The sequence below is a fragment of the Janthinobacterium aestuarii genome, assembly GCF_051380835.1.
Classification (GTDB): domain Bacteria; phylum Pseudomonadota; class Gammaproteobacteria; order Burkholderiales; family Burkholderiaceae_D; genus Janthinobacterium; species Janthinobacterium aestuarii.
The window spans coordinates 113,343-134,079 of sequence record NZ_JBNYXU010000002.1 but is presented as its reverse complement, the minus strand read 5'-3'; the positions used below and the strand labels follow the sequence as shown (position 1 = coordinate 134,079).

19 protein-coding genes are annotated in these 20,737 nt (G+C 64.2%); 6 read left to right on the top strand and 13 right to left on the bottom strand.

The window, feature by feature from the left end; genetic code table 11:
• Positions 1–23: 23 nt before the first annotated feature.
• From ACQ4WO_RS06840 to ACQ4WO_RS06830, 3 genes are read right to left on the bottom strand one after another with little or no spacing between them, the layout of a single operon-like run.
• Complete coding sequence (locus ACQ4WO_RS06840; protein ID WP_436480753.1) at positions 24–1,502, bottom strand: SpoVR family protein; 1,479 nt, start codon at positions 1,500–1,502, stop codon at positions 24–26.
• Complete coding sequence (locus ACQ4WO_RS06835) at positions 1,499–2,716, bottom strand: DUF444 family protein (RefSeq protein WP_436480752.1); 1,218 nt, start codon at positions 2,714–2,716, stop codon at positions 1,499–1,501. The genes ACQ4WO_RS06840 and ACQ4WO_RS06835 overlap by 4 nt, the downstream gene beginning before the upstream one ends.
• Before the next feature lie 2 nt (positions 2,717–2,718).
• A complete protein-coding gene (locus ACQ4WO_RS06830) occupies positions 2,719–4,674 on the bottom strand; it encodes a serine protein kinase (protein WP_436480751.1) in 1,956 nt (651 codons plus the stop codon).
• 256 nt (positions 4,675–4,930) lie between these two features.
• Between ACQ4WO_RS06830 and ACQ4WO_RS06825 the strand changes: the two genes are divergently transcribed.
• Together ACQ4WO_RS06825 and ACQ4WO_RS06820 are read left to right on the top strand one after the other, a co-directional pair.
• A complete protein-coding gene (locus ACQ4WO_RS06825) occupies positions 4,931–6,112 on the top strand; it encodes a chymotrypsin family serine protease (protein ID WP_436480750.1) in 1,182 nt (393 codons plus the stop codon).
• Between the two features lie 167 nt (positions 6,113–6,279).
• Positions 6,280–6,612, top strand: coding sequence for a hypothetical protein (locus ACQ4WO_RS06820; RefSeq protein WP_436480749.1), 333 nt, complete (start codon positions 6,280–6,282; stop codon positions 6,610–6,612).
• An 86-nt stretch (positions 6,613–6,698) separates the two neighbouring features.
• On the opposite strand, the gene ACQ4WO_RS06815 is transcribed toward ACQ4WO_RS06820, so the two are convergent.
• From ACQ4WO_RS06815 to ACQ4WO_RS06785, 7 genes are all read right to left on the bottom strand, one after another.
• Positions 6,699–8,135, bottom strand: coding sequence for a catalase (locus ACQ4WO_RS06815; RefSeq protein ID WP_436480748.1), 1,437 nt, complete (start codon positions 8,133–8,135; stop codon positions 6,699–6,701).
• Between the two features lie 283 nt (positions 8,136–8,418).
• Complete coding sequence (locus ACQ4WO_RS06810) at positions 8,419–9,123, bottom strand: tetratricopeptide repeat protein (RefSeq protein ID WP_436480747.1); 705 nt, start codon at positions 9,121–9,123, stop codon at positions 8,419–8,421.
• A 56-nt stretch (positions 9,124–9,179) separates the two neighbouring features.
• Entirely contained in the window at positions 9,180–11,276 is a 2,097-nt protein-coding gene (locus ACQ4WO_RS06805) for a bifunctional 2',3'-cyclic-nucleotide 2'-phosphodiesterase/3'-nucleotidase (protein WP_436480746.1), read from the bottom strand.
• Between the two features lie 83 nt (positions 11,277–11,359).
• Complete coding sequence (locus ACQ4WO_RS06800; protein WP_436480745.1) at positions 11,360–11,815, bottom strand: TlpA family protein disulfide reductase; 456 nt, start codon at positions 11,813–11,815, stop codon at positions 11,360–11,362.
• Positions 11,812–12,279: a DUF3299 domain-containing protein gene (locus ACQ4WO_RS06795; protein WP_436480744.1), complete on the bottom strand. Its 468-nt coding sequence runs from the start codon at positions 12,277–12,279 to the stop codon at positions 11,812–11,814. Before ACQ4WO_RS06795 ends, ACQ4WO_RS06800 begins: the two co-directional genes overlap by 4 nt.
• 12 nt (positions 12,280–12,291) lie before the next feature.
• Positions 12,292–13,470, bottom strand: a complete 1,179-nt coding sequence (locus ACQ4WO_RS06790; protein ID WP_436480743.1) for an ABC transporter permease — start codon at positions 13,468–13,470, stop codon at positions 12,292–12,294.
• Complete coding sequence (locus ACQ4WO_RS06785) at positions 13,467–14,123, bottom strand: ABC transporter ATP-binding protein (RefSeq protein WP_436480742.1); 657 nt, start codon at positions 14,121–14,123, stop codon at positions 13,467–13,469. The genes ACQ4WO_RS06790 and ACQ4WO_RS06785 overlap by 4 nt, the downstream gene beginning before the upstream one ends.
• A 136-nt stretch (positions 14,124–14,259) precedes the next feature.
• Here ACQ4WO_RS06785 and zigA point away from each other — a divergent pair, with 136 nt between their 5' ends.
• From zigA to ACQ4WO_RS06765, 4 genes are read left to right on the top strand one after another with little or no spacing between them, the layout of a single operon-like run.
• Positions 14,260–15,486: a zinc metallochaperone GTPase ZigA gene (gene zigA, locus ACQ4WO_RS06780; RefSeq protein ID WP_436480741.1), complete on the top strand. Its 1,227-nt coding sequence runs from the start codon at positions 14,260–14,262 to the stop codon at positions 15,484–15,486.
• A gap of 19 nt (positions 15,487–15,505) precedes the next feature.
• Positions 15,506–16,504, top strand: a complete 999-nt coding sequence (locus tag ACQ4WO_RS06775) for a CobW family GTP-binding protein (protein ID WP_436480740.1) — start codon at positions 15,506–15,508, stop codon at positions 16,502–16,504.
• Entirely contained in the window at positions 16,501–17,289 is a 789-nt protein-coding gene (locus ACQ4WO_RS06770; RefSeq protein WP_436480739.1) for a HoxN/HupN/NixA family nickel/cobalt transporter, read from the top strand. Before ACQ4WO_RS06775 ends, ACQ4WO_RS06770 begins: the two co-directional genes overlap by 4 nt.
• A 44-nt stretch (positions 17,290–17,333) precedes the next feature.
• The gene (locus tag ACQ4WO_RS06765) at positions 17,334–17,852 is read left to right on the top strand and encodes a GNAT family N-acetyltransferase (protein ID WP_436480738.1); all 519 of its coding nucleotides are present in this window, start codon (positions 17,334–17,336) and stop codon (positions 17,850–17,852) included.
• Between the two features lie 6 nt (positions 17,853–17,858).
• Here ACQ4WO_RS06765 and ACQ4WO_RS06760 read toward each other — a convergent pair whose 3' ends face one another.
• From ACQ4WO_RS06760 to ACQ4WO_RS06750, 3 genes are all read right to left on the bottom strand, one after another.
• Complete coding sequence (locus ACQ4WO_RS06760; RefSeq protein WP_436480737.1) at positions 17,859–18,284, bottom strand: Fur family transcriptional regulator; 426 nt, start codon at positions 18,282–18,284, stop codon at positions 17,859–17,861.
• 103 nt (positions 18,285–18,387) lie between these two features.
• A complete protein-coding gene (locus tag ACQ4WO_RS06755) occupies positions 18,388–19,728 on the bottom strand; it encodes an alpha/beta hydrolase (RefSeq protein WP_436480736.1) in 1,341 nt (446 codons plus the stop codon).
• A gap of 108 nt (positions 19,729–19,836) precedes the next feature.
• Positions 19,837–20,715, bottom strand: coding sequence for a proteasome-type protease (locus ACQ4WO_RS06750; RefSeq protein WP_128141527.1), 879 nt, complete (start codon positions 20,713–20,715; stop codon positions 19,837–19,839).
• Between the last annotated feature and the right edge of the window lie 22 nt (positions 20,716–20,737).

The window sequence follows — 20,737 nt, the reverse complement described above, 5'->3', positions numbered from 1 at the left end:
CCCGACCGCCTGCCGTTCGGCGTTCAGTGTTGCGCAGGCGGCGCTGCCGGCATTATTGACGCAGGCGACGCGGGCGGCTCCGGTACGCCATCGATCTTGCTGTGCAGAACCCGGGGTGTGCCGCGGAAATCGGCCGTATGCAGGGTGACGGGACGGCGCCAGACGCGGGCGATGTACGCCAGCACCTGTTCCGCCCGCTCCAGGTCGAGACCGCGCCCGTCGCGCTGGTGATCGTGGCGCAGTACCAGGCTGCCGTCATCGTTGAGCAGGGTGGCGGCGATGCACGGCGCGCCATAGTTGTATTTTGGGGCCAGGATGGCTTCGCGGATGGCCAGCAATTCGCGGCTGGCCAGGCGCGCTTCGCCGTCGCGGTGGCTTTCATGCACGAACAGGCCCAGGCGGTCTGCCAGTTCCCCATCCAGATAGTTGCGAATGAAGCTGCAGTCGTCATCGTCGCGGCAAATCTGGCGCGCCCGCGCCAGTCCTTGGCGCTCGATGATGTGTTCCCACATGCAAAAACCCAGGTGATAGGGATTGACGGCCAGCGCGTGCTGGTGCTCGCCCGCGTAAGGGCGCACCACGTCCGAATGCGACTTGGTGGCGGACAGGTACAGGGCCGGCGGCAGGAAGTCGGCTTCGCGCAACAGGCGCGCATGCCAGTACGAGGCCCAGCCTTCGTTCATGATCTGGCAGGCGTACACGGGATAAAAGTAAAACGACTCTTCGCGCACGGCCAGGAAAATGTCGCGTTCCCAGTCGGCCAGGTCCGGCCCATATTGCGCAATGAACCACAGCAAGTCGTATTCGGGCTGCGGCGGCACGAGGGGGCGCTGTGCCAGCCGTGCCCGGGCCGCCTCGTGCGCCGCCATCGCCGCCGCTTCACCGGGCAAGCGCTGGTAACGCCGCGTAAAAGGATCGTCTGCGCCAGCCCCGTTTTGCGTGCCGGCCACACCGGCTGGCCCGGCTAACGCGGCATAGGGCGGGCGGTGCAGCTCGGCGTGGATGTCCACGTGCTGCTCCAGCGCCAGTGCGGCGTCGAGCACGGCTTCCACCTGCTCCTGTCCGTGCCGTTGTAGCGCCATTTCGAGACGCTGCGCCCGCGCCGCGCTTTGTTCCAGGATGTGCTGGCCGGCCATGGCGCCGAAACGCAGAAACAGGGCATTGCGGCTGGCGAAGTCGGCGTGGCCCAGCACATGGGCCGTGACGAGGGTGTTTTCCGCCACGGAATTGTGCTCGGCCATGTAGGCATGGCAAGGGTCGCCTGGAAACATGACTTCGAACATATGCGAGTTGCCCATCTTTTGATGCACGAGCTGGTGGATGTAGCGCACGCCGAACGACCAGTGGCGCATGCGCACGGGCAAGCCATAGATGGCGATCTCGGCCATGAAGCTGTCCGGTACCAGCTCGAACTCGACGGGAGCAAACTCCAGTCCCATTTCCCGCGCCAGCGCTTCGATGCGCGCCGCGTAGCCGTCCAGGTTGGCTGTGTCAGGCGTCATGCCGTGTCCTCAGTATCGGCCGCCTCGTGCTGGAAAAAGGTGCGGATGGCCGCCCAGATATCGTCATTCCTGCTAAGGATGCTGCTGTGCAAGGGCAAGCCGCGCCGTTCCTGCTCGGAAAACAAGCTGTGCATTTCCGTTTCCAGGCTGCGCGGCACGCCGGGCACGGTTTCCACATAGCCCATATAGTTGAGCAAGGCGGCCAGTTCGCCCAGGGCCAGGCTGGTCGCCCCGCGGTCTTCGCTGAAATTCTCGCCATCGGAGGCATAGAACAGATAGGCGTTGTAGCGGCCCGGCGCATAGTGTTCCTGCAGCAGCTCGCGGCTCAGGCGAAAGGCGGTGGAAGCCATGGTGCCGCCCATGCCATTGACCTGGAAGAACTCGGCTTCGGAGAATTCCCAGGCCCGCGTCGTATGGGCGATGAAGCGCGTTTCCACGCGCGCATACCTGCGGCGCAAGCCCTGCAAGGCAAAGAAAAAGAAGGATTTGGCCAGCTTGCGCTCGGTCTGCGCCATGCTGGCCGACACGTCCAGCACGAAAAACACGACGGCATTCGTGCTGGGCCGGGGCAGTGGCTGCACCTGGCGGTAGCGCAAGTCTTCATTGGTGAAAGGCACAGGTTGCGCTTGCAGGGCGCGCCGCTTGATTGCTTCCTTGACGGTGCGCCGCCGGTCCAGCCGCGAACGGGCGCCATGTCGCTCCAGGCCGCTACGCACGAGCCGTACGTCGTCGATAGCGCCCAGGTGGCGCGGTTTCAGGTGCGGCAGCTCGAAAGCGTCCCACAGCCAGTCGAGTATGTCGTCAATGGCAAACTCGAGCAGCAGGCGCACAGCTCCCTCGCCGTCGCCGCCTTCGCCTTGCGTTCCGGCCCCGCCCATGGCGCCGGGACGGGCTGTGCGCAGAATATCGCCGGGCTGGCCGTCACCCTGGCCCGCGCCCACGCTGTTGCGCGCGGGCGCCAGCCGGAAACGCGCATGTTCGAGCAGGTGCATGGGTACTTGCACCGTGCGCTGCTGCGGCCCGCCGATCAGGTCAGGCGTGGCGATCAGCTCGGGCAAGTGCGCCTGCACGGCGTCGCGCACTTTCTGGTTGTGGCGCAGCCAGTCGCGCGCGCCGCGCGAGAACAGCCCATACCAAGGCTGGGCCAGGGCCGGCGCGGATGATCCCACTGGGCTATCGTGCTTGCCGCTGCCTGGCGAGGTCGTGGCGGACATGGCTATTCCTGCGCCAGCAAGGTGGTCACGTAGTTGAGCGCTTCGCGTGCGCTATGAGCGTCATAACCATATTCGTCGACCAGGCGCTGCTCGACGGCGGAGATCCTGGCCCGCACGTCGTCATCGGGCCGCTTGGCCGAGCCCACCAGGCGCAGCACGTCGCGCCGCTGTTCGAACAGATATTGCTGGACGGCGTCGTGCAGTTGCGCATGGCTGCCCAGGCCAAACGCTTCTCCCCGCTTGAAGGCGCTCATGGCCTTGCGTACCACTTCTTGGCGGAACGATTGCTTGCCCGAGTCGCTGATGTGGATTCTTTCTTCCACGGCGCGCAGGAAGCGCTCGTCGGGACGGCGTTCTTCGCTGGTGATGGGGTCGCGGATTTGGCGATTGTCGAGCATGGCTTCGACTTCATCGAGATATTTGTTCAGCAAGTCTTGCGCTTCCTGCTCGAACGACACGAACAGGGCCTTGTGCACGTCGGCCTTGACCCAGCGGTTATAGAAATCCTTGCGCGTGAGCACCAGGTAATCGACCCACTTGCGCTTGCGCCGCGGTTCGATGCGCGCATCGCTTTCGATGCCGTCTTTCAGGGCCAGCAGGACGTCCATGGTGGACAGGCTGTTGCGCTGGGCGGAAATGATGGCGTGCGACAGGGCATTGATGACGAAACGGGGCGAGACGCCCGACAGGCCCTCGTCGGGCGCCTTGTCGCGTTCGCGCACGCGGCGGATATCGGCATGCTGCAAGTCGTCGACGTCTTCGTCGGCATACACGCGCAGTTTCTTGACCAGCTCGGCCTCCTTGTCGTCGCCTTCGGGCAAGCGGCTGAGGATGGCAAACACGGCTGCCGCATGCAGCACGTGCGGATCGAGGTGCACATCGCGGAAGGCGGGCGCGGCCGCCTGGATCAGCTTGCGGTAGATGCGCGCTTCTTCGCGGTAATTGAGCGTATACGGCACTTGCACGATGACCATGCGGTCGAGCAAGGCCTCGTTTTCGCTTTCTTGCAGGAATTTGCGAAATTCGGCCAGATTCGTGTGCGCGAGGATGGTCTCGTCGAGGTAAATCAGGGGAAAGCGCGACACCTTGACATTCTTTTCCTGCGTCAGGGTTAGTAGTAAATAGAGGAATTCCCGCTTGACCTTGAGGATTTCGATCATTTCCAGCATGCCGCGGCTGGCCGCATACACGGCGCCGGACCACGACCAGGCGCGCGGATCGCCTTCGTCGCCGTACTGCGCCACTTTCGCCAGGTCGACGGAACCCACGAGGTCGGCCAGGTCGGCCGTGGTGGGATCGTGCGGCGCATACGTGCCGATGCCGCAGCGGCCCGCTTCGGACAGATGGATGCGCTCGACGGGCATGCGCAGGAAGTCGCCCGCGTACTGTTCTTCCAGGCGGGCGCGGCAATGGGGACACAGTTCGCCGTGCAGCTCGGCATCATAGCTGGCGCGAAAGTCGGCGCGCATGCTGTGCGGCACCAGGTGCAGCGGCGATTCGTGCACGGGGCAGCCGGCGATGCCGTACAGCGCGCCTTCGCTGCTGTGGCTGTATTCTTCCAGCCCCCGCTTGAGCAGGATCACCATGGTCGACTTGCCGCCCGACGGCGGGCCCAGCAACAGCAGCATGCGCCGGCCCACCTCCGAGCCGGCGGCGGCCGCCTTGAAATAGGCGGCGACGCGGTCGATCGCCTCGTCGATGCCGAACAGCTCGTCGTCGAACAGGCGGCAGCGGAAATGTCCGGCATCGTCCGTCTGGCCGTTCCAGCGCATCATGTCCCACAGGTACTGGTGCGCGCCGCGTGTCAACAGGGCCGCGCGGCCGGGCAGGATCTGCTCGATGAAGTCGGCAAAACTGCCGCGCCAGGGACTGATGCGGTGTTTTTCTGCCCAGGCCGCCATGCCGTGCATAAAACCGGCATGTTGGTCCGCAGGCGCGTCGTCGGATTGGCGTGTCATACCAGGGCTCGTCATTATTCCCCCATCCATACCGTTGCTGCCGTGGAGCAGGCCCAATTCCAGCCTGCCAGCCAAGTATACGGCGCTGCCTCTGCCCGCACGCCTGATCTCGCTCAACCTTGACGAGGGAACTATTTTTATCCTCGCTGCCCCCGTTGGGCTAAGGCAGCCGCGTGTCAGCGCGATTCAATCCAGATCAATACCGGCCTGCGCAGCCAGCCCACACTGGTGTTTCGGAACGACCCACGAGGAGAGCATGATGATCGGCAACGAGAATGGTTTCAGCGCCCCGCCTGGCGGCAGCGGCAGGGGACAAAGCGCGGACGATGAAGAGGCCATCGGCCAATTTGCCGTCCCCGGCGAAGACGACAATACGATCGAGAGCGCATCCGTCTCGGACATGCCCGACGCCTTGAGCGGCGTCAGCATGGAATTGCTGGAAATCAAGCGCAGCATCGAAGACGGCATGCGCCAGTCCACCTCCCAGGCGGGCGGCGTGCGCGCGGCCGATGCCTTCAGCGACGGCGGCAATATCCAGGGCGTGTCCATCGGCCTGGGCGAGGGCGCCAGCGACAGCTCGTCCGGCGAGCCGGGCTTGCCGGCCCTGACTCTGTACGTGGCCGAGCCCACTTCCGTCGACCGCGCCAAGGCCGCCATCGTGGGCGCCATGGGCGTGCGCGCCGTGTCCAGCGACAGGGTGCCCGTCAATATCGTCGTCACGGGCGTGATCGACGCGCAGCCGCACCGTTTCCGCTTGCGCCCGGCGCCGGGCGGCGTGTCGGTCGGGCATTTCCGCATCACGGCCGGCACCGTCGGCTGCCTGGCCGTGGGGCGCAGCGCGCCGCGCAACAGCCGCTTGATGATTCTTAGCAATAATCACGTGCTGGCCAATTCCAACGGCGGCGTGTTCAACGACTGCATCGTGCAGCCTGGCCCCATCGACGGCGGCCGCTGCCCGCAAGACCAGGTGGCCGTGCTCGAACGTTTCGTGCCCATCAATTTCAGCGGCGGCGTCAATTTCGTCGATTGCGCCACCGGCTGGGCCTGGCCAGACAGGGTGCGTCCCGAACTGGTCTACCTGAGCGGCGGCGTGCCCGCGTACTTCCGCATCAGCAATGCGCTGGTGGCGCCCGCGCTGGGGATGATGGTTGGCAAGTCGGGCCGCACGACGCAATTGACGCAGGGCCGCATCACGGGCCTGGGCGCCACCATCAACGTCAATTACGGCGGCGGCAGGATCGCGCTGTTCCAGGACCAGATCGCCATCACGGGCGTGAGCGGGGCGTTCAGCGCGGGCGGCGATTCCGGCTCGTCCATCTGGACCTGGAACCAGCAGCGCAATCCCGTCGGCCTGCTGTTTGCCGGCGGCAATAATATCACCTTTGCCAACCAGATGCGGCGGGTGGTGGTGGCGCTCGACATCAATTTGTATACTTGACCGCTCGAGGAGGCGGCGCGGCGCTGGTGTCGCGCCGTCTCGTCCTTGTATAACGCTGTTTTTTGCACGATGATGATGGTATGAGCGGCAGCAGCCATGTGCCCGGCGAACGGCGCTGCGGCGCCCGATGGCCGGGTGTATCATGGAAGGCATCAGGAGGGTTGGTCATGTCAAACAGTAAATTCGCACAATCGCCGTATGGCGTCTTCGAGGACGCCGCCATGCCGTATTTGCCGGATGAGACTCCTGGGCAGGGCATGGACCGGTACGCCCATGCCGCGCCCCAGGGCCGGCTGGAAGCGGCAAAACGGCGCAACGAACGGGCGCTGATGGCCATCGAGGGCGTGGAAGGCGTCAGCGTGGGGCACACGGCCGTGGGCAAGGAGGCGCTCGTCGTATATCTGCGCGACTCGTCCGTCAAGCGGCGCGTGCCGTCTCAGGTCGAGGGTTATCCGGTGGAAACGAGCATCACGGGCCAGATCGATATCCAGCGCTGGTAGACAGCAAGCGGGCCTGGCCGCCTTGCCGTGGATCGCTGCTGCGGAAGGTCTGCTGCCAGGTCTTCCGCATCGCTTATCAGCTTGCCTTACTTGCCCAGGCGGCCGATCGCTTCGGCCACGCCCGCGCCATAGGCGGGGTCGCACAGGGTGCAGTTGCCGATGTGGCGTTGCTTGACCTGCTCTGACGCGCCCGAGATGGCGCGCGCCGTGTTGTCGAACAAGGCTTGCTGCTGCGCCGCGGTCATCAGGCGGAACAGGGCGCGCGGCTGCGAATAGTAATCCTCGTCAACGCGGTGGTTCCAATGGTCGGCCGCGCCCTCCAGGCTCAATGGCGGCTCGCGGAAATCGGGCTGCTCGGCCCACTCCTGCTCGCTGTTCGGTTCATAGCCCAGGGTGCCGCCCATGTTGCCGTCGACGCGCATCTGGCCGTCGCGGTGGTAGCTGTGGAACGGGCATTTCGGCGCGTTGACAGGGATATGGCTGTGGTTGACGCCGAGTCGGTAGCGCTGCGCGTCGCCATACGAGAACAAGCGGCCTTGCAGCATCTTGTCCGGCGAAAAGCTGATGCCAGGCACCACGTTGGCCGGGTTGAAGGCCGCCTGTTCCACTTCCGCAAAGTGATTGTCGGCATTGCGGTTCAGCTCCAGTACGCCCACTTCGATCAGCGGATAATCGCCGTGCGGCCATACTTTCGACAGGTCGAACGGATTGAGGTGATACGTGCCTGCCTCTTTTTCCGGCATGATCTGCACGTACAGGGTCCAGCGGGGGAAATCCTTGTTTTCGATGCTTTCATACAGGTCGCGGTGCGAGCTTTCGCGGTCCTTGCCGACCAGTTCTTCGGCTTCCGCATCCGTCAGGTTTTGAATCCCTTGCTGGGTTTTCAAGGTGAACTTGACCCAGAAACGCTCGTTTTGCGCATTCAGGAAGCTGAAGGTGTGGCTGCCGAAGCCGTGCATGTGGCGGAAGCTGCGCGGCAAGCCACGGTCGCTCATCACCACCGTGACCTGGTGCAGGGCTTCGGGCAGCGAAGTCCAGAAATCCCAGTTGCTGTTGGCGCTGCGCAAGCCGGTGCGCGGATCGCGCTTGATGGCGTGATTCAAATCGGGAAATTTCAATGGGTCGCGCATGAAGAAGACGGGCGTGTTGTTGCCGACCAGGTCCCAGTTGCCTTCTTCCGTGTAGAACTTCAGGGCGAAGCCGCGGATATCGCGTTCCGCGTCCGCCGCGCCCCGTTCGCCGGCCACCGTGGAAAAGCGCGCGAACATCGGCGTTTTCTTGCCCACTTCACCGAAGATTTTTGCCCGCGTGTAGCGCGTGATGTCGTGCGTGACGGTAAACGTGCCGTACGCACCGGAACCCTTGGCATGCATGCGGCGCTCGGGGATGACTTCGCGGTCGAAGTGGGCCAGCTTTTCCAGGAACCACACATCTTGCAACAGGGCGGGGCCGCGCGGGCCGGCCGTCTGGATGTTCTGATTGTCGGGAACAGGCGCGCCAAAGGCGGTGGTCAGCTTTTTCATTGGACTCTTTCTTTCATGGCTAGGCAGAGCAATGGACGCACCGGCGCTACTCAAACACTGGCTGGGTTGAATGAACACTCACCGGGGCTGGTCCAGAGTAAAATTTCTAAAATGCAAACCAGTGTCAACTTTTTTTGTGCGGGATGGCTTGCCGCGCCGCCCGAGCAAGCTCAGGCGGCATCCTTGCATCATAAGCGCTGAGTAGCTGCCGCTCCCGCACGCTTGCAAGTTGCAAGTATATGAAGGCAGGCTACGATCACGCCACTGGCCTTTTGCCCAGTTCTTAAAACTTGTTCCAGTTGTTATGCCGGTGCTCCGTCGCTTCCTTCATCAGGTGGCCGGCGCGCAGGGCATCGTCCGCCTGCACCGTCATGGCCAGTTCCTGGATGGCGGGCGGATATTCGTGGTGGGCCGCTTCTTCCAGCAATGCATGGCCCTTGGCCAGGTCGCGCGGCACGCCGCGGCCTTCGCGGTAGGCGTTGTACAGCAAAAACATGGCGTGCGGATTGCCCAGTTCGCTGGACCTGGCCAGCCAGTGGGCGGCTATCACGGGGTCTTGCGGCACGCCTTCGCCATTCGCCGCCAGCAGGCCCAGCATCAGGGCCGCCTTCGCATGGCCTTGCTGCGCCGCTTGCCGGTACCACAACCAGGCCTGGCCCGGCGTAGCCGCGCGCAGCATCTGGCCCAGCTCGAAGGCCGCTTCCGTGTCGCCCGCGCGGGCCGCCTGTTCGAACAGGTTCAAGGCATCGGCGCGGCGCTCGGGCCGGGGCTGGTAAATCAGCGCCAGTTCGCGCTCGGCGACGGGCATGTCCTTGCCGGCCCAGTTGCGTACACGGCGTTCGGCCTGGTGGTCGCCCGCCTGGCGCGCATGCATGGCGACGGCTTCGATTTCCGCCGCCGTGGGCGGTGGCGACGACTGGCAGGCGGCCAGTATAGTGGCCAGGACAGTGGCCAGCACGACGGCGGGCAGGGAGAGTGCGTGTTTCATCTGGATCACCTTTCATCAAAACAGGCCGGAACCACCGCAGTTCCGGCCCATGGACCTTATTTGCTCAGGTCGATGCGGTACTTGGCGAAACCGCTGGCGTCGAGTCCGCCTTCGGCCGCCACGTTGGTGATGCCGCCGCCTTGCGCCAGTGCCAGATGGCCCGGCGCCGAGCGCAGGATCACGGGACCTGCCGTGGCCGTCTTGACGAAGCTCCAGCTGCGCGCGCTGCCATTGGCCGCCAGGGTCACCTTGCCGCCCTTGGTGCTCAGCGACGCCAGGTAGTTGCTGACCACGGCCTGGTTCGCATCGGGCGACTTGATGATGGTCTTGCTGCCATCGATGCCGGGCACGGCGCCGCCGCCACCGGCGCGGTAGTCGTTGGTGGCAACGATGAAGTCATCGCCGTCGGCCACGGGCGCGCCCTTGTACGTGAGGTTGACGATGCGGCTGCCCGGCTTTTTCGTCACGTCGATCTGGTACGTCAGCGCATTGTTTTCCGCGTAGAACACGTCATAGTTATAGATCGTGCCATACGACGGCACCAGGTCCTGCTCGGCGCTGCTGGCCGGGTCGATCTGGGCAAATTGCTTGGCCGACGTTTCCAGCCAGGCCTTCAAGTCCGATCCCTTGATTTTGACGGCTTGCAGATTGTTATTGCTATATAAATACAAGTCGCCCGGATTGCGCACCTGCAAGCCGATCGGCGCGGCCGGCGTCGCGCCTGCGGCCACGTCGGTGAAGTCCGATGGTCCGTTGCGGCCCGCCTTGAACGGCGCGCTGCACGAGATGACGGGAATATTCTTGTAGCTGGCCAAGGTGGCGTCCGTGCTGGTGGCGATGAAGTTCTTCACGTAGTCGAGCTGCGCCTGGTTCACCAACTGGATGGCGCTCACGTCGCCCACCAGCGCGAAGTAGGCCGACATCTCGAAATCCGTGCTGATGCCCAGCGGCTGCTTGGCGTAGGCGATGGTGGCCGCGTGCTCGGTGGCAACGAGAGGCGCGATGGCCGGGTCGGCTTTCACCAGAGTCGTGCCATCCGCGTACTTGAAGCCGCGCGATTCCACCGTCGTCTTGGCCGGCTGCACTACCCACTTGCCGCTTTGATACACCATCGTCAGCTTGATGATGCCCAAGCGGCGGCCCCAGCTTTGCGCCATGACGGTCGGTACGCCGTTCACAAAGCCGTTGACGGCGTCGATCTTGGCGCTGGCCGGGAAGGCGGCAAACGAGGCGTCCAGCGCGGCCGCGCCCACTTCCTTGCCTTTCGGGAAGATCAGGTGCGAATGCCCGATCATCAGCGCATCGATGCCCGTGGTGGTCAAATGATAGCTGCCGTTCTCCATCTTCGGGCTGTAGGCGCTCGTGTCCAGGCCGCCATGCGACAGTGCCACGACGAGGTCGGCGCCCTTGCTGCGCAATTCCGGCACGTACTGTTTCGCCGCTTCCTGCACGCCCGTCACGCTGATCTTGCCAGCGAGCACTTTCTGATCCCATTCGAGGATTTGCGGCGGTACAAAGCTCAGCACGCCCACATTGATTTTCACGCTCAGCTTGCTGCCATCGGGTGCCGTGGCGGTGAAATCGCGCGGCAGCACCGTGTAGGGCTGGAAGATGGGCTTGCCGCTGGCCACGCCGACGACATTGCTCAGCACGGAAGGGAAGGCGGGCGCGCCGCACGTGCCCGTCGGCTTGGCCACGCCGGGAATGCCGAAATCCGTGTTGGTGATCTGGCTCAAGTAAGGCAAACCATAGTTGAACTCATGGTTGCCCATGCCGCCCGCGTCGTATTTCAGCGCATTCATGGCCTTGTGCACGGCCAGCGTGCTGGAGCAGGGCACGGGTGCGGCTACGGCCTGCAGGTCGGCCAGCAAGGTGCCCTGGATGACGTCGCCATCGTCGAGCAGCACATTGTTCGGATTTTCCGCGCGCGCCGCCTGGATCAGGGTCGACGTGCGTTCCAGGCCCAGGCTCGTGTCCTCGGCCAGCGCATAGTAGTTATAGCTCAACACGTTCGAGTGGATATCGGTGGTTTCCAGCAATGCCACGGTGACCGTCGTGCCCTCGGGAATGGCCGGCGCCGTGTTTGAACTGCCGTTGCAAGCAACGAGACCCGCACTTGCCAGCGCCGCCAGCATGACCCTATTTGTTTTCATTACCGCCCTCGCAGAGATTCAAAGGACGCGACTGTAACGCCGCCATGTGACGCGGCGATGACAGTCGTGCAAGGCGCATGGATTCAGGGGTGCGCGCAGGCGGCCACGGCCTCGGCCAGCCAAGCCGCATCGACGGGCCCCAGGCGCCGCGTGCAGATCCGATGTTGAGAAGTTAGAATCACTGTGTACGGTAAGCCCTTGATTTGATTGCCAAAGATGGGAAGCAAGACGGGTGAGGCTAGGGCCTGGGGATAGCTGGCCGGATGCTGCCGCAGGAACGCTTGCGCGGCCGCCCGCGTGTCGATGGCGATGCCGATGAACGGTTGTTTCGGCTGCTTGGCGGCGTGGGCATGCAATATCGGCAGCTCCTGGATGCACGGCAGGCAGTTGCTGGCCCAGAAGTTCAGCACCACAGACTGGCCCTGGAACTGGCCGAGCTTCAGCCGGCCTTCGCCATCGAGCCGGGCCAAGTCGAAGGATAGCGGCGCGGCAGTCGCATGGCCGGCCAGCAACAGCAATAGCGCCGGCCAGCGCGTCATTGCGGCACCACGGCCGCGTCCGTCATGCGGTAATACAAGCCCATGGGATCGCTGGCCAGCACTTTCAGCTTGCCTTGCACGATGAACGGCGCATAGCTGAATTTCACGGGCGTCCTGCTCTTGATCTCCACCACGCCTTCCGGACCGGCCGGCAGGCAAAAGGGACAACTGGCCGAGGTGACGGTCAGCAGGAAGTGTTTCTGCTTTTGTCCCGGTTCCAACGGCATCATGAAGCCTTGCACTTTCACGTCCGTATTGTCGAGCGCGCTGATTTCCGGCGTGTATTTCGGCACCATGCGGCCCTTTTTCGCCTTGACCGTGGTGGCCTTGCCCAGCAGTTTCCACGACACGACGCCGGGCAAGTCCGGCAACGGAGCGAAGAGCGACGGTGGTTCGTCGGCGGGGACGGCGCAGGCAGAGCCGGCAAACAACAGTCCTGCACTCAATAGCATGATTTTCAACATGTTCGCTTCCTTTCAGGGACGCGCCAGGGTGGCGGCGATATCGGTGCGGTAGGCGCGCGCGGCGGGAATGGCGGCGGCCAGCAAGCCCACCGCCACGGCAATGACGGGCAGCCACGCCTCGCCGGGCGCGATGCGCCATGCTTGCAGATTCAGTTGCTGCATCGATTCCAGCAAGCCAACACCGGCATGGCCCAGCAGCCAGCCCAGCGCCGCGCCCGTCAATGACAGCAGCAAGCCTTGCGCCAGCAGCAAACGCAGCAGTTTGGCGGGCGAGGCGCCCAAGGTGCGCAGGATGGCCAGGTCTGTCTTGCGCTCTTCCAGCGCGCCATACAGCGCCACGAACAGCGACAGGGCCGCCACCAGCAGCACGCCGGCGGCAATCGCCCGCAGCACGGCGATGCCCACGCCCAGCAAATTGAACAGCCGTGCCGATTCGAAAGCGGGCTGGGCCGCCTGCAGGCGCGGCTGGCCATTGACCCAGCGCGGCAGGATGATGGCGGCCAGGGGCGATGCGTACTGCACCAGCACGGCCGTCAGTTCGCGCTGGGGCGCAGTTGCCGCTGGTTCGTCGGGGTCCGTTTCGTGCACTTGCCACACGGAAGCGACGGGCGTGATGATCAATCGGTCGAGCACGGTGCCCGTGGGCGCCAAAATGCCCGCCACCGTGTAGGGCGCATGGTCGTGCACTTCGCCGCCGGCCGCCAGACCGTGCGAGCCGGCAAAGCGGGCGCCCAGAGTGGCGCCTGTTTCGCGCGCCGCCTGGGCGCCGAACACGGCTTGCATCGGCTGCGTGAACAGTTTTCCATGCGCCAGGCGCGCGCCGTAATGGTCGAGCAGTGCCGTGGTGCTGCCGACGATGCGCACGCCGTGGAAGTTGTCGCCCAGCGCGAGCGGGATCGCCGATTGCACCAGCGGCTGCGCGGCCAGCGCGGTCAGCGCGCTGTCGGGAATATTGCCGGTCGGAATATCGGCGTGATACACGGACGACAGGATCAGCTGCAGCGGTGAACCCTTGGCGCCCACCACCAGGTCGATGCCCTGGGCATCGCGTTCGGCGTGCTCTTCCAACTGGCTTGATACGCCGAGAATGAACGTCATCATGGCGATGCCGATGGCCACCAGCAGCAGATTCAGGCTGGACGCCAGCGGCTTGTGGCGCAGGGCACGCCAGGCCAGGGTGGCCGCGTTCATGCCGCCTTCCTGGCGCGCGGCAGGCGCAGCACGAGAGCATCGGGCAAGGCGGCCAGCACCCTGGCGTCGTGGCTGGCAATCACCAGCGAGGCGCCAACTTGCGCAGCCTGGCTGGCCATCAGGTTGACGACGGCGGCGCAGGCGTCGTCGTCGAGGTTGTCCGTCGGCTCGTCGGCCAGGATCAGCCGGGGGCGCATGACGACGGCGCGCGCGATGGCGGCCCGTTGCCGTTCACCGCCGCTCAAGGCATGCGGGTAAGCGTCGAGCTTGTTGGCCAGGCCCATCTGGCCCAGCAAGCTGGCCGCGCGTGCCGGATCGGCCCGCTGGCCGCTGGCGTAGGCGGGCAGCAAGACATTGTCGAGCACGTCCAAGCTGGGCACCAGCGCCAGTTGCTGGGGCAGCAAGCCGATGGTGCGGCCGCGCCAGCTGTCGCGCTGGCGCGGCGTGAGGCCGGGCAGGGACCTGCCCGCCACTTCAAGGCGGCCCGCCTGGGGCGCCAGGATGCCCGCCAGCAAATGCAACAAGGTCGATTTGCCGGTGCCGGACGGCCCCAGCAGCAGTGCGTGCCGCCCGGCGGGCAAGTGAAAGGCGTCGATATCGAGTACGGGGCTGGCATGGTCATAGCCATAGGTCAAAGAGGCGAGGTGGAGCATGGAATTCTTTCGGAAGTCAGGCCGGCAAAGATTGCCGCACAAATGCAACTGAGATGCATTATAATTCAAACGCAATAGACTTGCATTTAAAATCCAAGATCCATTGCCTCCTTAATTGCCCATTCGAAAGATACCCATGACCCAGCGCAAACTCCCCGTCACCGTCCTGTCCGGCTTTCTCGGCGCCGGCAAGACCACCTTGCTCAACCACATACTGCGCAACCGCGAAGGCAAGCGCGTGGCCGTCATCGTCAACGACATGAGCGAAGTCAATATCGATGCCTCGCTTGTCAGGGATGGCACCGCGGCGGCCGGCGCAGCCCTGTCGCGCACGGAAGAAAAACTCGTGGAAATGTCGAACGGCTGCATCTGCTGCACCCTGCGCGACGATCTGTTGCTGGAAGTGCGGCGCCTGGCCGCGGAAAACCGCTTCGATTATTTGCTGATCGAATCGACGGGCGTGGGCGAGCCGATGCCCGTCGCCGCCACCTTCAACTTCGAAGACGAGCACGGCGACAGCCTGAACGACGTGGCGCGCATCGACTGCATGGTCACCGTCGTCGACTGCGCCAACCTGCTCAACGATTTCCACAGCGAAGACAGCCTCGAGCAGCGCGGCGAGATCGCGGGCGAAGGCGACGACCGCCAGCTGGCCAACTTGCTGACGGAACAGATCGAGTTTGCCAATGTCATCGTCCTCAACAAGGTCGACATGGTCGATGCGGCCGAGCGCCTGCGCGCGCTGGCCGTCATCAAGGCTTTGAATCCCGGCGCACGCATCATCGAAACCAACCAGTCCGTCGTGCCGCTCGATGCCATCCTGGGCACGAATCTGTTCAACCTGGAACAGGCGGCCAGCATGCCGGGCTGGGCGCAGGAGCTGGCCGGCATCCACACGCCGGAAACGGACACCTATGGCATCAGCAGTTTTGTGTACCGGGCGAAGGAGCCATTCCACGCGCAGCGCCTGCATGACTACATTGCCCAGCCGATCAAGGGCGTGGTGCGCAGCAAGGGATATTTCTGGCTGGCCAGCCGCCCCGAATGGGTGGCCAGCCTGTCCGGCGCGGGCAAGCTGATGAATATCGAACCCGTGGGCCTGTGGTGGGCGTCCGTGCCGAAGGAGCGCTGGCCAACGGATGCGGCCTCGCTGGCGGAAGTTAAAGCGGGCTGGAACGAAACGTATGGCGACCGCTACCAGGAACTCGTCTTCATCGGCCAGGACATGGACCAGGCCGCCATCGAGGCGGACTTGAGGAAATGTCAACTCAACTACACGGAAACGCGCCAGGGCATGGCCGCCTGGCGCAAGCTGGCCGACCCGTTCCCGCAATGGCAGCGCATGGAAGAACTCGAAGATTAACCACCGACAGGAAAGCAATATGACAGAACTGATCCCCGTTACCATCATCACGGGTTTTCTCGGCAGCGGGAAAACCACCTTGCTCAAGCGCATATTGCAGGGCGATCACGGCGTGCGCATCGCCGTGATCGAAAACGAATTCGCCGCCGAAAGCATCGACCATGGCTTGCTGGTGCAAGATAGCGACGAGCAGATCGTGGAAATGAACAATGGCTGCATCTGCTGCAGCGTGCGCGGCGACCTGATCCGCATCCTCGGTGAACTGCAGGCCAGGCGCGCGGCAGGAATTATTGCCTTCGACCACGTGATCATCGAAACGACGGGCCTGGCAGCGCCTGGACCCGTGGCGCAGACCTTCTTTGCGGAGCCCTCCGTCAGCGAATACTACATGCTCGACGCCATCCTGACGGTGGTCGATGCGCGCCACGCGCCGCAGCAATTGACGGCGCACAAGGAAGCGCAGGAGCAGGTGGGCTTTGCCGACCGCATCCTGTTGTCGAAGACGGACCTGGTCAGCAAGGACGAGCTGGCCGCGTTGCGCCAGCGCCTGGTCGCCATCAATGGCCGCGCCGGCATACAGAAAGTGCGCTTTGGCAATGTGCCGCTGCGCGACATCCTGAATATTCGCGGCTTCAATTTGAACGCCATCGTCGAGCTGGAGCCGGATTTCCTGGGAGAACCGGGACACCGCCATGGCGACGGCGTGCAATCGTTCGTCTACCACCAGTCCCAGCCCCTCGATCTGCTGCAGGTGGAAAATTTTCTCGATGCCGTGGTGCAGCTGTTCGGTACCCAGCTGATGCGCTACAAGGGCATTTTGTACGTGGCCGACCTGGATTGCCGCGCCGTGTTCCAGGGCGTGCACATGCTGATGGGCTCGGAGCTGGGCGCGCCGTGGCGCGACGGCGAGACGCGCGCCAGCAAGATCATCTTTATCGGCCGCGACTTGCCGCAGGATATGCTGGTCCGGGGCCTGGACCGTTGCGTGACGGCCATTGCAAGCGAGGTGGCGGCATGAGCGTGGAAGCGGGCTTGCCCGCCCTGGCGCTGATTTTCCTGCTCGGCATGCGGCATGGGCTGGAACCCGATCATCTGGCCGCCGTCGATGGATTGACCTTGCGCAGCCAGGCCGCATCGCCGCGCTGGGCGCCATGGATGGGCGCGCTGTTTGCGCTGGGGCATGGCGTCACCGTGCTGGCCATCGTCGCTGTCGCCGCCGTCGCGTCGCAGCAATTTACACCGTCGGAGGCAGTATTCGGCTGGCTGGAATGGCTGCCCATCGCCTTGCTGCTGCTCATCGCCGGCATGAATGCGCGCAGCTTGCTGGCCGGCGCGCAACTGGCCGAGGTGCGCGGTCGGCTGCTGCCGCACGCGCTGCGGGGCGCTTCGGGGCCGCTCGCCGCCATCCTCGTCGGCATGCTGTTCGCGCTCGTCTTCGACACGGCCCTGCAGGCGGCCGCCTGGGGCTACGCGGCCGTCGCGCTGGGCGGCATGCAGCCGGCTTTGCTCACGGGCACGGTGTTTGCCGTCGGCATGGGCGTGACGGATACTTTCGATGGCTGGGTCACGGCAAAGGTCATGCGCACCGGCAAGATGGACATCGTGCGCGCCTTCCGGCGCCGCCTGGGCTGGCCCATCGTCGCCATCTGCGTGGTCATGGCTGGATACATGGCGGCCGGCAAGTTTGACTCCGCGTTGTCGCTGCCGGAAAGCTGGACGGCGGCCCTGGGCGCGGCCATGGTGCTGCTGATGGCCGCCCTGTACGCCTGGACTTTGCTGAGCTTGCGCCGCGTGCGTGCCTGAGGCGGGGGCGTGGGTATAATGGAAAAAAACTGCCGGATTCCAACATGCCCGCACCCGATATCGTCATCCGCCTGCTGACGCCAGCCGACACCACCGCCTTTTGCGCGCTGCGCCTGCGCGCCATCCTCGATTCGCCCAGCTCGTTTTCTTCGTCTCGCGAAGATGAGCTGGCCCGCACGCCGGAAGAACATGCGCAGCGCATTGCCGGCGGCGCCTTTCGGCGCGGCTTTGGCGCCTTCGATGGCGAATGTCTCGTCGGTTTTGCCGGATTGCAGCGCGAAACGATGCGCCAGTTGTCGCACAAGGCCTTGCTGTGGGGCGTGTTCGTCGATGCGCCCCAGCGGGGCAAGGGCGTGGCGCGGCGGCTTGTCAACGCCTGCATCGAACAGGCCGAACGCGACCCTGCCATCATGCAAGTGCATTTGAGCGTGAATGCGGAAAACAATGCCGCCTTGGGCCTGTATGAATCGCTGGGATTTATCGCGTATGGCACGGAGCCGCGCTCGATGCGCGTCGGTGAGCTGTTCTATGACGAGCATCACCTGGCCTTGCTGCTCAAGTGACGCCCGCTATTTGCAGAGCGGGCACAGGCCCTTGATCAGGTAATCGACTTCGCCGCCGCTGAAGCCTTCCGGCAAGAGCACGGGCGGCGGCAGCTTGACTTCGTTGAAGCAGGTGACGTTCGCGCATTTCGTGCACTGGAAATGGGCGTGCTCGTGCGCCTGGTGGCCGGCGCCCGCGCTGAAGCGCCATACCTGGTCGGCGCCCGCGATGCGGTGCACGAGTTCATTTTCCGTCAGCCATTCCAGTACCCGGTACAGGGTGACGGAATCGATATCGCTTTCCTGCGACAGCGCCTGCTGGATTTCATGGTGGGTCAGCGAACGGCTTTGCGCCATTAAAAAGTCGAGCACCTTCACGCGCGTCTTGGTGACGCGGGCGTTGGTGTTGCGGATCAGCGATTCGGCTTGCGGTGTAGAAGATGATGTCAACATGATAGGCCTGCTTGCGGGGGATCGGCTGGCGGCGTCATCGCCGTGCCCGTTGCCACCCTCTGGGCCGTATCTTAGCATGCGTGCCGCTCCGGATGGAACGGCGTCACGGTTTGAACGTCCAATAGCGGCCGGCCACCGTGTCGACGGGGTCGAGAAAGCGCTGGTCGGCGCGCGCATGGTTGCGTATCAGATAAAACATGTCGGACAGGGCGGAGCGCTTTTCCGCGAAATACGCGTGTTTCATGAAACTCGTGTCGACCCCGCTGGCGTCGATGGTTTCCACGCCCGCCACGATCAGCATGCCCGCGCCGCTGTCGCCCGCGCGCGCGTAGCCGTGCACGGCCTTCGAGGCGGCCAGGGCCAGGTCTTGCGACGAGGCATACAAGGTGACGGGGTTGCGCGCGCCGGCCAGTTTCGGCGCGATATCGTGCTTGAAGATGGCCGCGTCGATATCGGGCGCGGACAGGATGATTTCCGTTATCTGTTGCGCCAGCTGCGGCTGCGCGGCCAGCAAGTCGGCCACGGCGCGCGCCAGGCCACGGCTGCCCATGCTGTGACCCACCAGATAGACTTGCGCCGCCTCCGTGCCGGCGAGAAAGTCGGCCAGGAACGCCGTGAGGTGGGGCGTGCTCCATTCGATATTGTTTTCATCGATGGTGTACCCAGCCACGCCGCCGCGCGACGGCCAGCTGTAGAACACGGGCGCGCCGTCGAAACCGAGGTCGTAGGCCATCTGTCCCGTGCGCCGCGCCGCATCCTCGAAACGCACGTTGTAGCCGTGCACGAAGAGAAAGGCGCTCTTGCCGGCCGACGCGCGGATCTGGGTTTTGAGTGTGGCAAAGAAGTTGTCGCGGTCCTGCACCTCGGCGGACAGCACCACCACGTGCTTGGCCGGGTCGTCGCGAAATTCCAGGCGCCACAGCGATGGCGATTCCAGCTGGCCCATGCGGTGGTCGCGGGGGATGCTGATGTCGCAGCTGCCATAGCTGAGCGGGCCATTGCCTCCCAGGATGTTGCGTTCGCCGCTGAAACGCTGGGCCGGCGGCTTGCCCACGTCGCGCTGGCGGTCCGTGGCGAAATACACTTTGACGACGGCATAATTCGACACGTCAGCGCTTTTATCGGCCGGGGCGGGCACGGCCTCCACGTCGGGTACCTGGGGCAAAGGCCGCTGCACCGCATCGAGCAAGCCTTGCGCGGCAAACAGGGTTTCCATGTCGTCCGGTACTTTGGCACTGGACAGGGCGGCCGTCAGGGCCAGTTGCAGCTCGGTATTGGCAGGCTCGGCTTCCAGTGCGGCGATGGCTGCCAGGATGGCGGCGGCGCTGTCGAACTTGGCGATGGCCTGCTTGAGCCGCTCATAGTGGCTGGCGACGGCTCCGGGCGCATGGCCGGGAGCGCCATGCCCGATGGCCGCCACGACAGCGGAAGTGATCAAGTCCATGCGCCACCTGCCTTTCAGGTCAATCTGGATTAAATATCAACCCATATTGCCATAAAAGCACGCGAAAAGCGACTTGTCCAGCACCGCGCGCAGGCGGTGCGCGGCAGATCAATGCTGCTTGTCGTCGCTGAACTGCTGCGCCAACGATTGCAGGGGCGCCACGGTCAGGCCGCCGCGGCTCACGTGCTCGGGGATGGCCACGCGCACGGGCTTGCTGTGCATATTGGCGGACGACAGCACGTTCGTCGTCGTCTCCGGCGCTGCGTTCCACACGGGATCGACGATGCCTTCGAACACCTGTTTCAATTGTTCGCCCCACGTGTCGCGGATCATGCGGAAATACTGGTTCTTTTCATCGATGGTGACGAAGCGCGTGACGGCCAGGCTGCCCGTCTCGTAGACGAGCAGGTCGAGCGGCAAGCCGACGGAAATGTTCGAACGCAAGGTCGAATCCATGGAGATCAGCGCGCACTTGGCCGCCTCGTCCAGGCGCGTGAACGGGTTGATGACCCGGTCGATGATGGGCTTCCCATACTTGGCTTCGCCGATCTGGAAATACGTGTTTTCATCGTGCGATTCGATGAAATTGCCGGCCGAATACACCTGGAACAGGCGGCAGCGCTCGGCGCCGATCTGGCCACCCAGAATGATGCTGACGTTGAAATCGATGCCGCAGTCGGCCAGGGCCTTCGCTTCGCGCAAGTGCACGGTGCGCACGGCTTCGCCCACGATGCGGGCCGCGTCGTACATGCTGGCCACGTTCCAGATGCTGCGTCCGTCCGCATCGACGTGTTCCGAGACGATCTGGCGGATCGCCTGCGAGATCGACAAATTGCCAGCCGTCATCAGAACCAGCATGCGGTCGCCCGGGTTTTCAAACACGCTCATCTTGCGGAAGGTGCCCACCTGGTCCACGCCGGCGTTGGTGCGGGAGTCGGACAGGAAGACCAGGCCTTCGTTCAGGCGCATGCCTATGCAATAAGTCATCGTCGTAAATCAAATCAAAAGG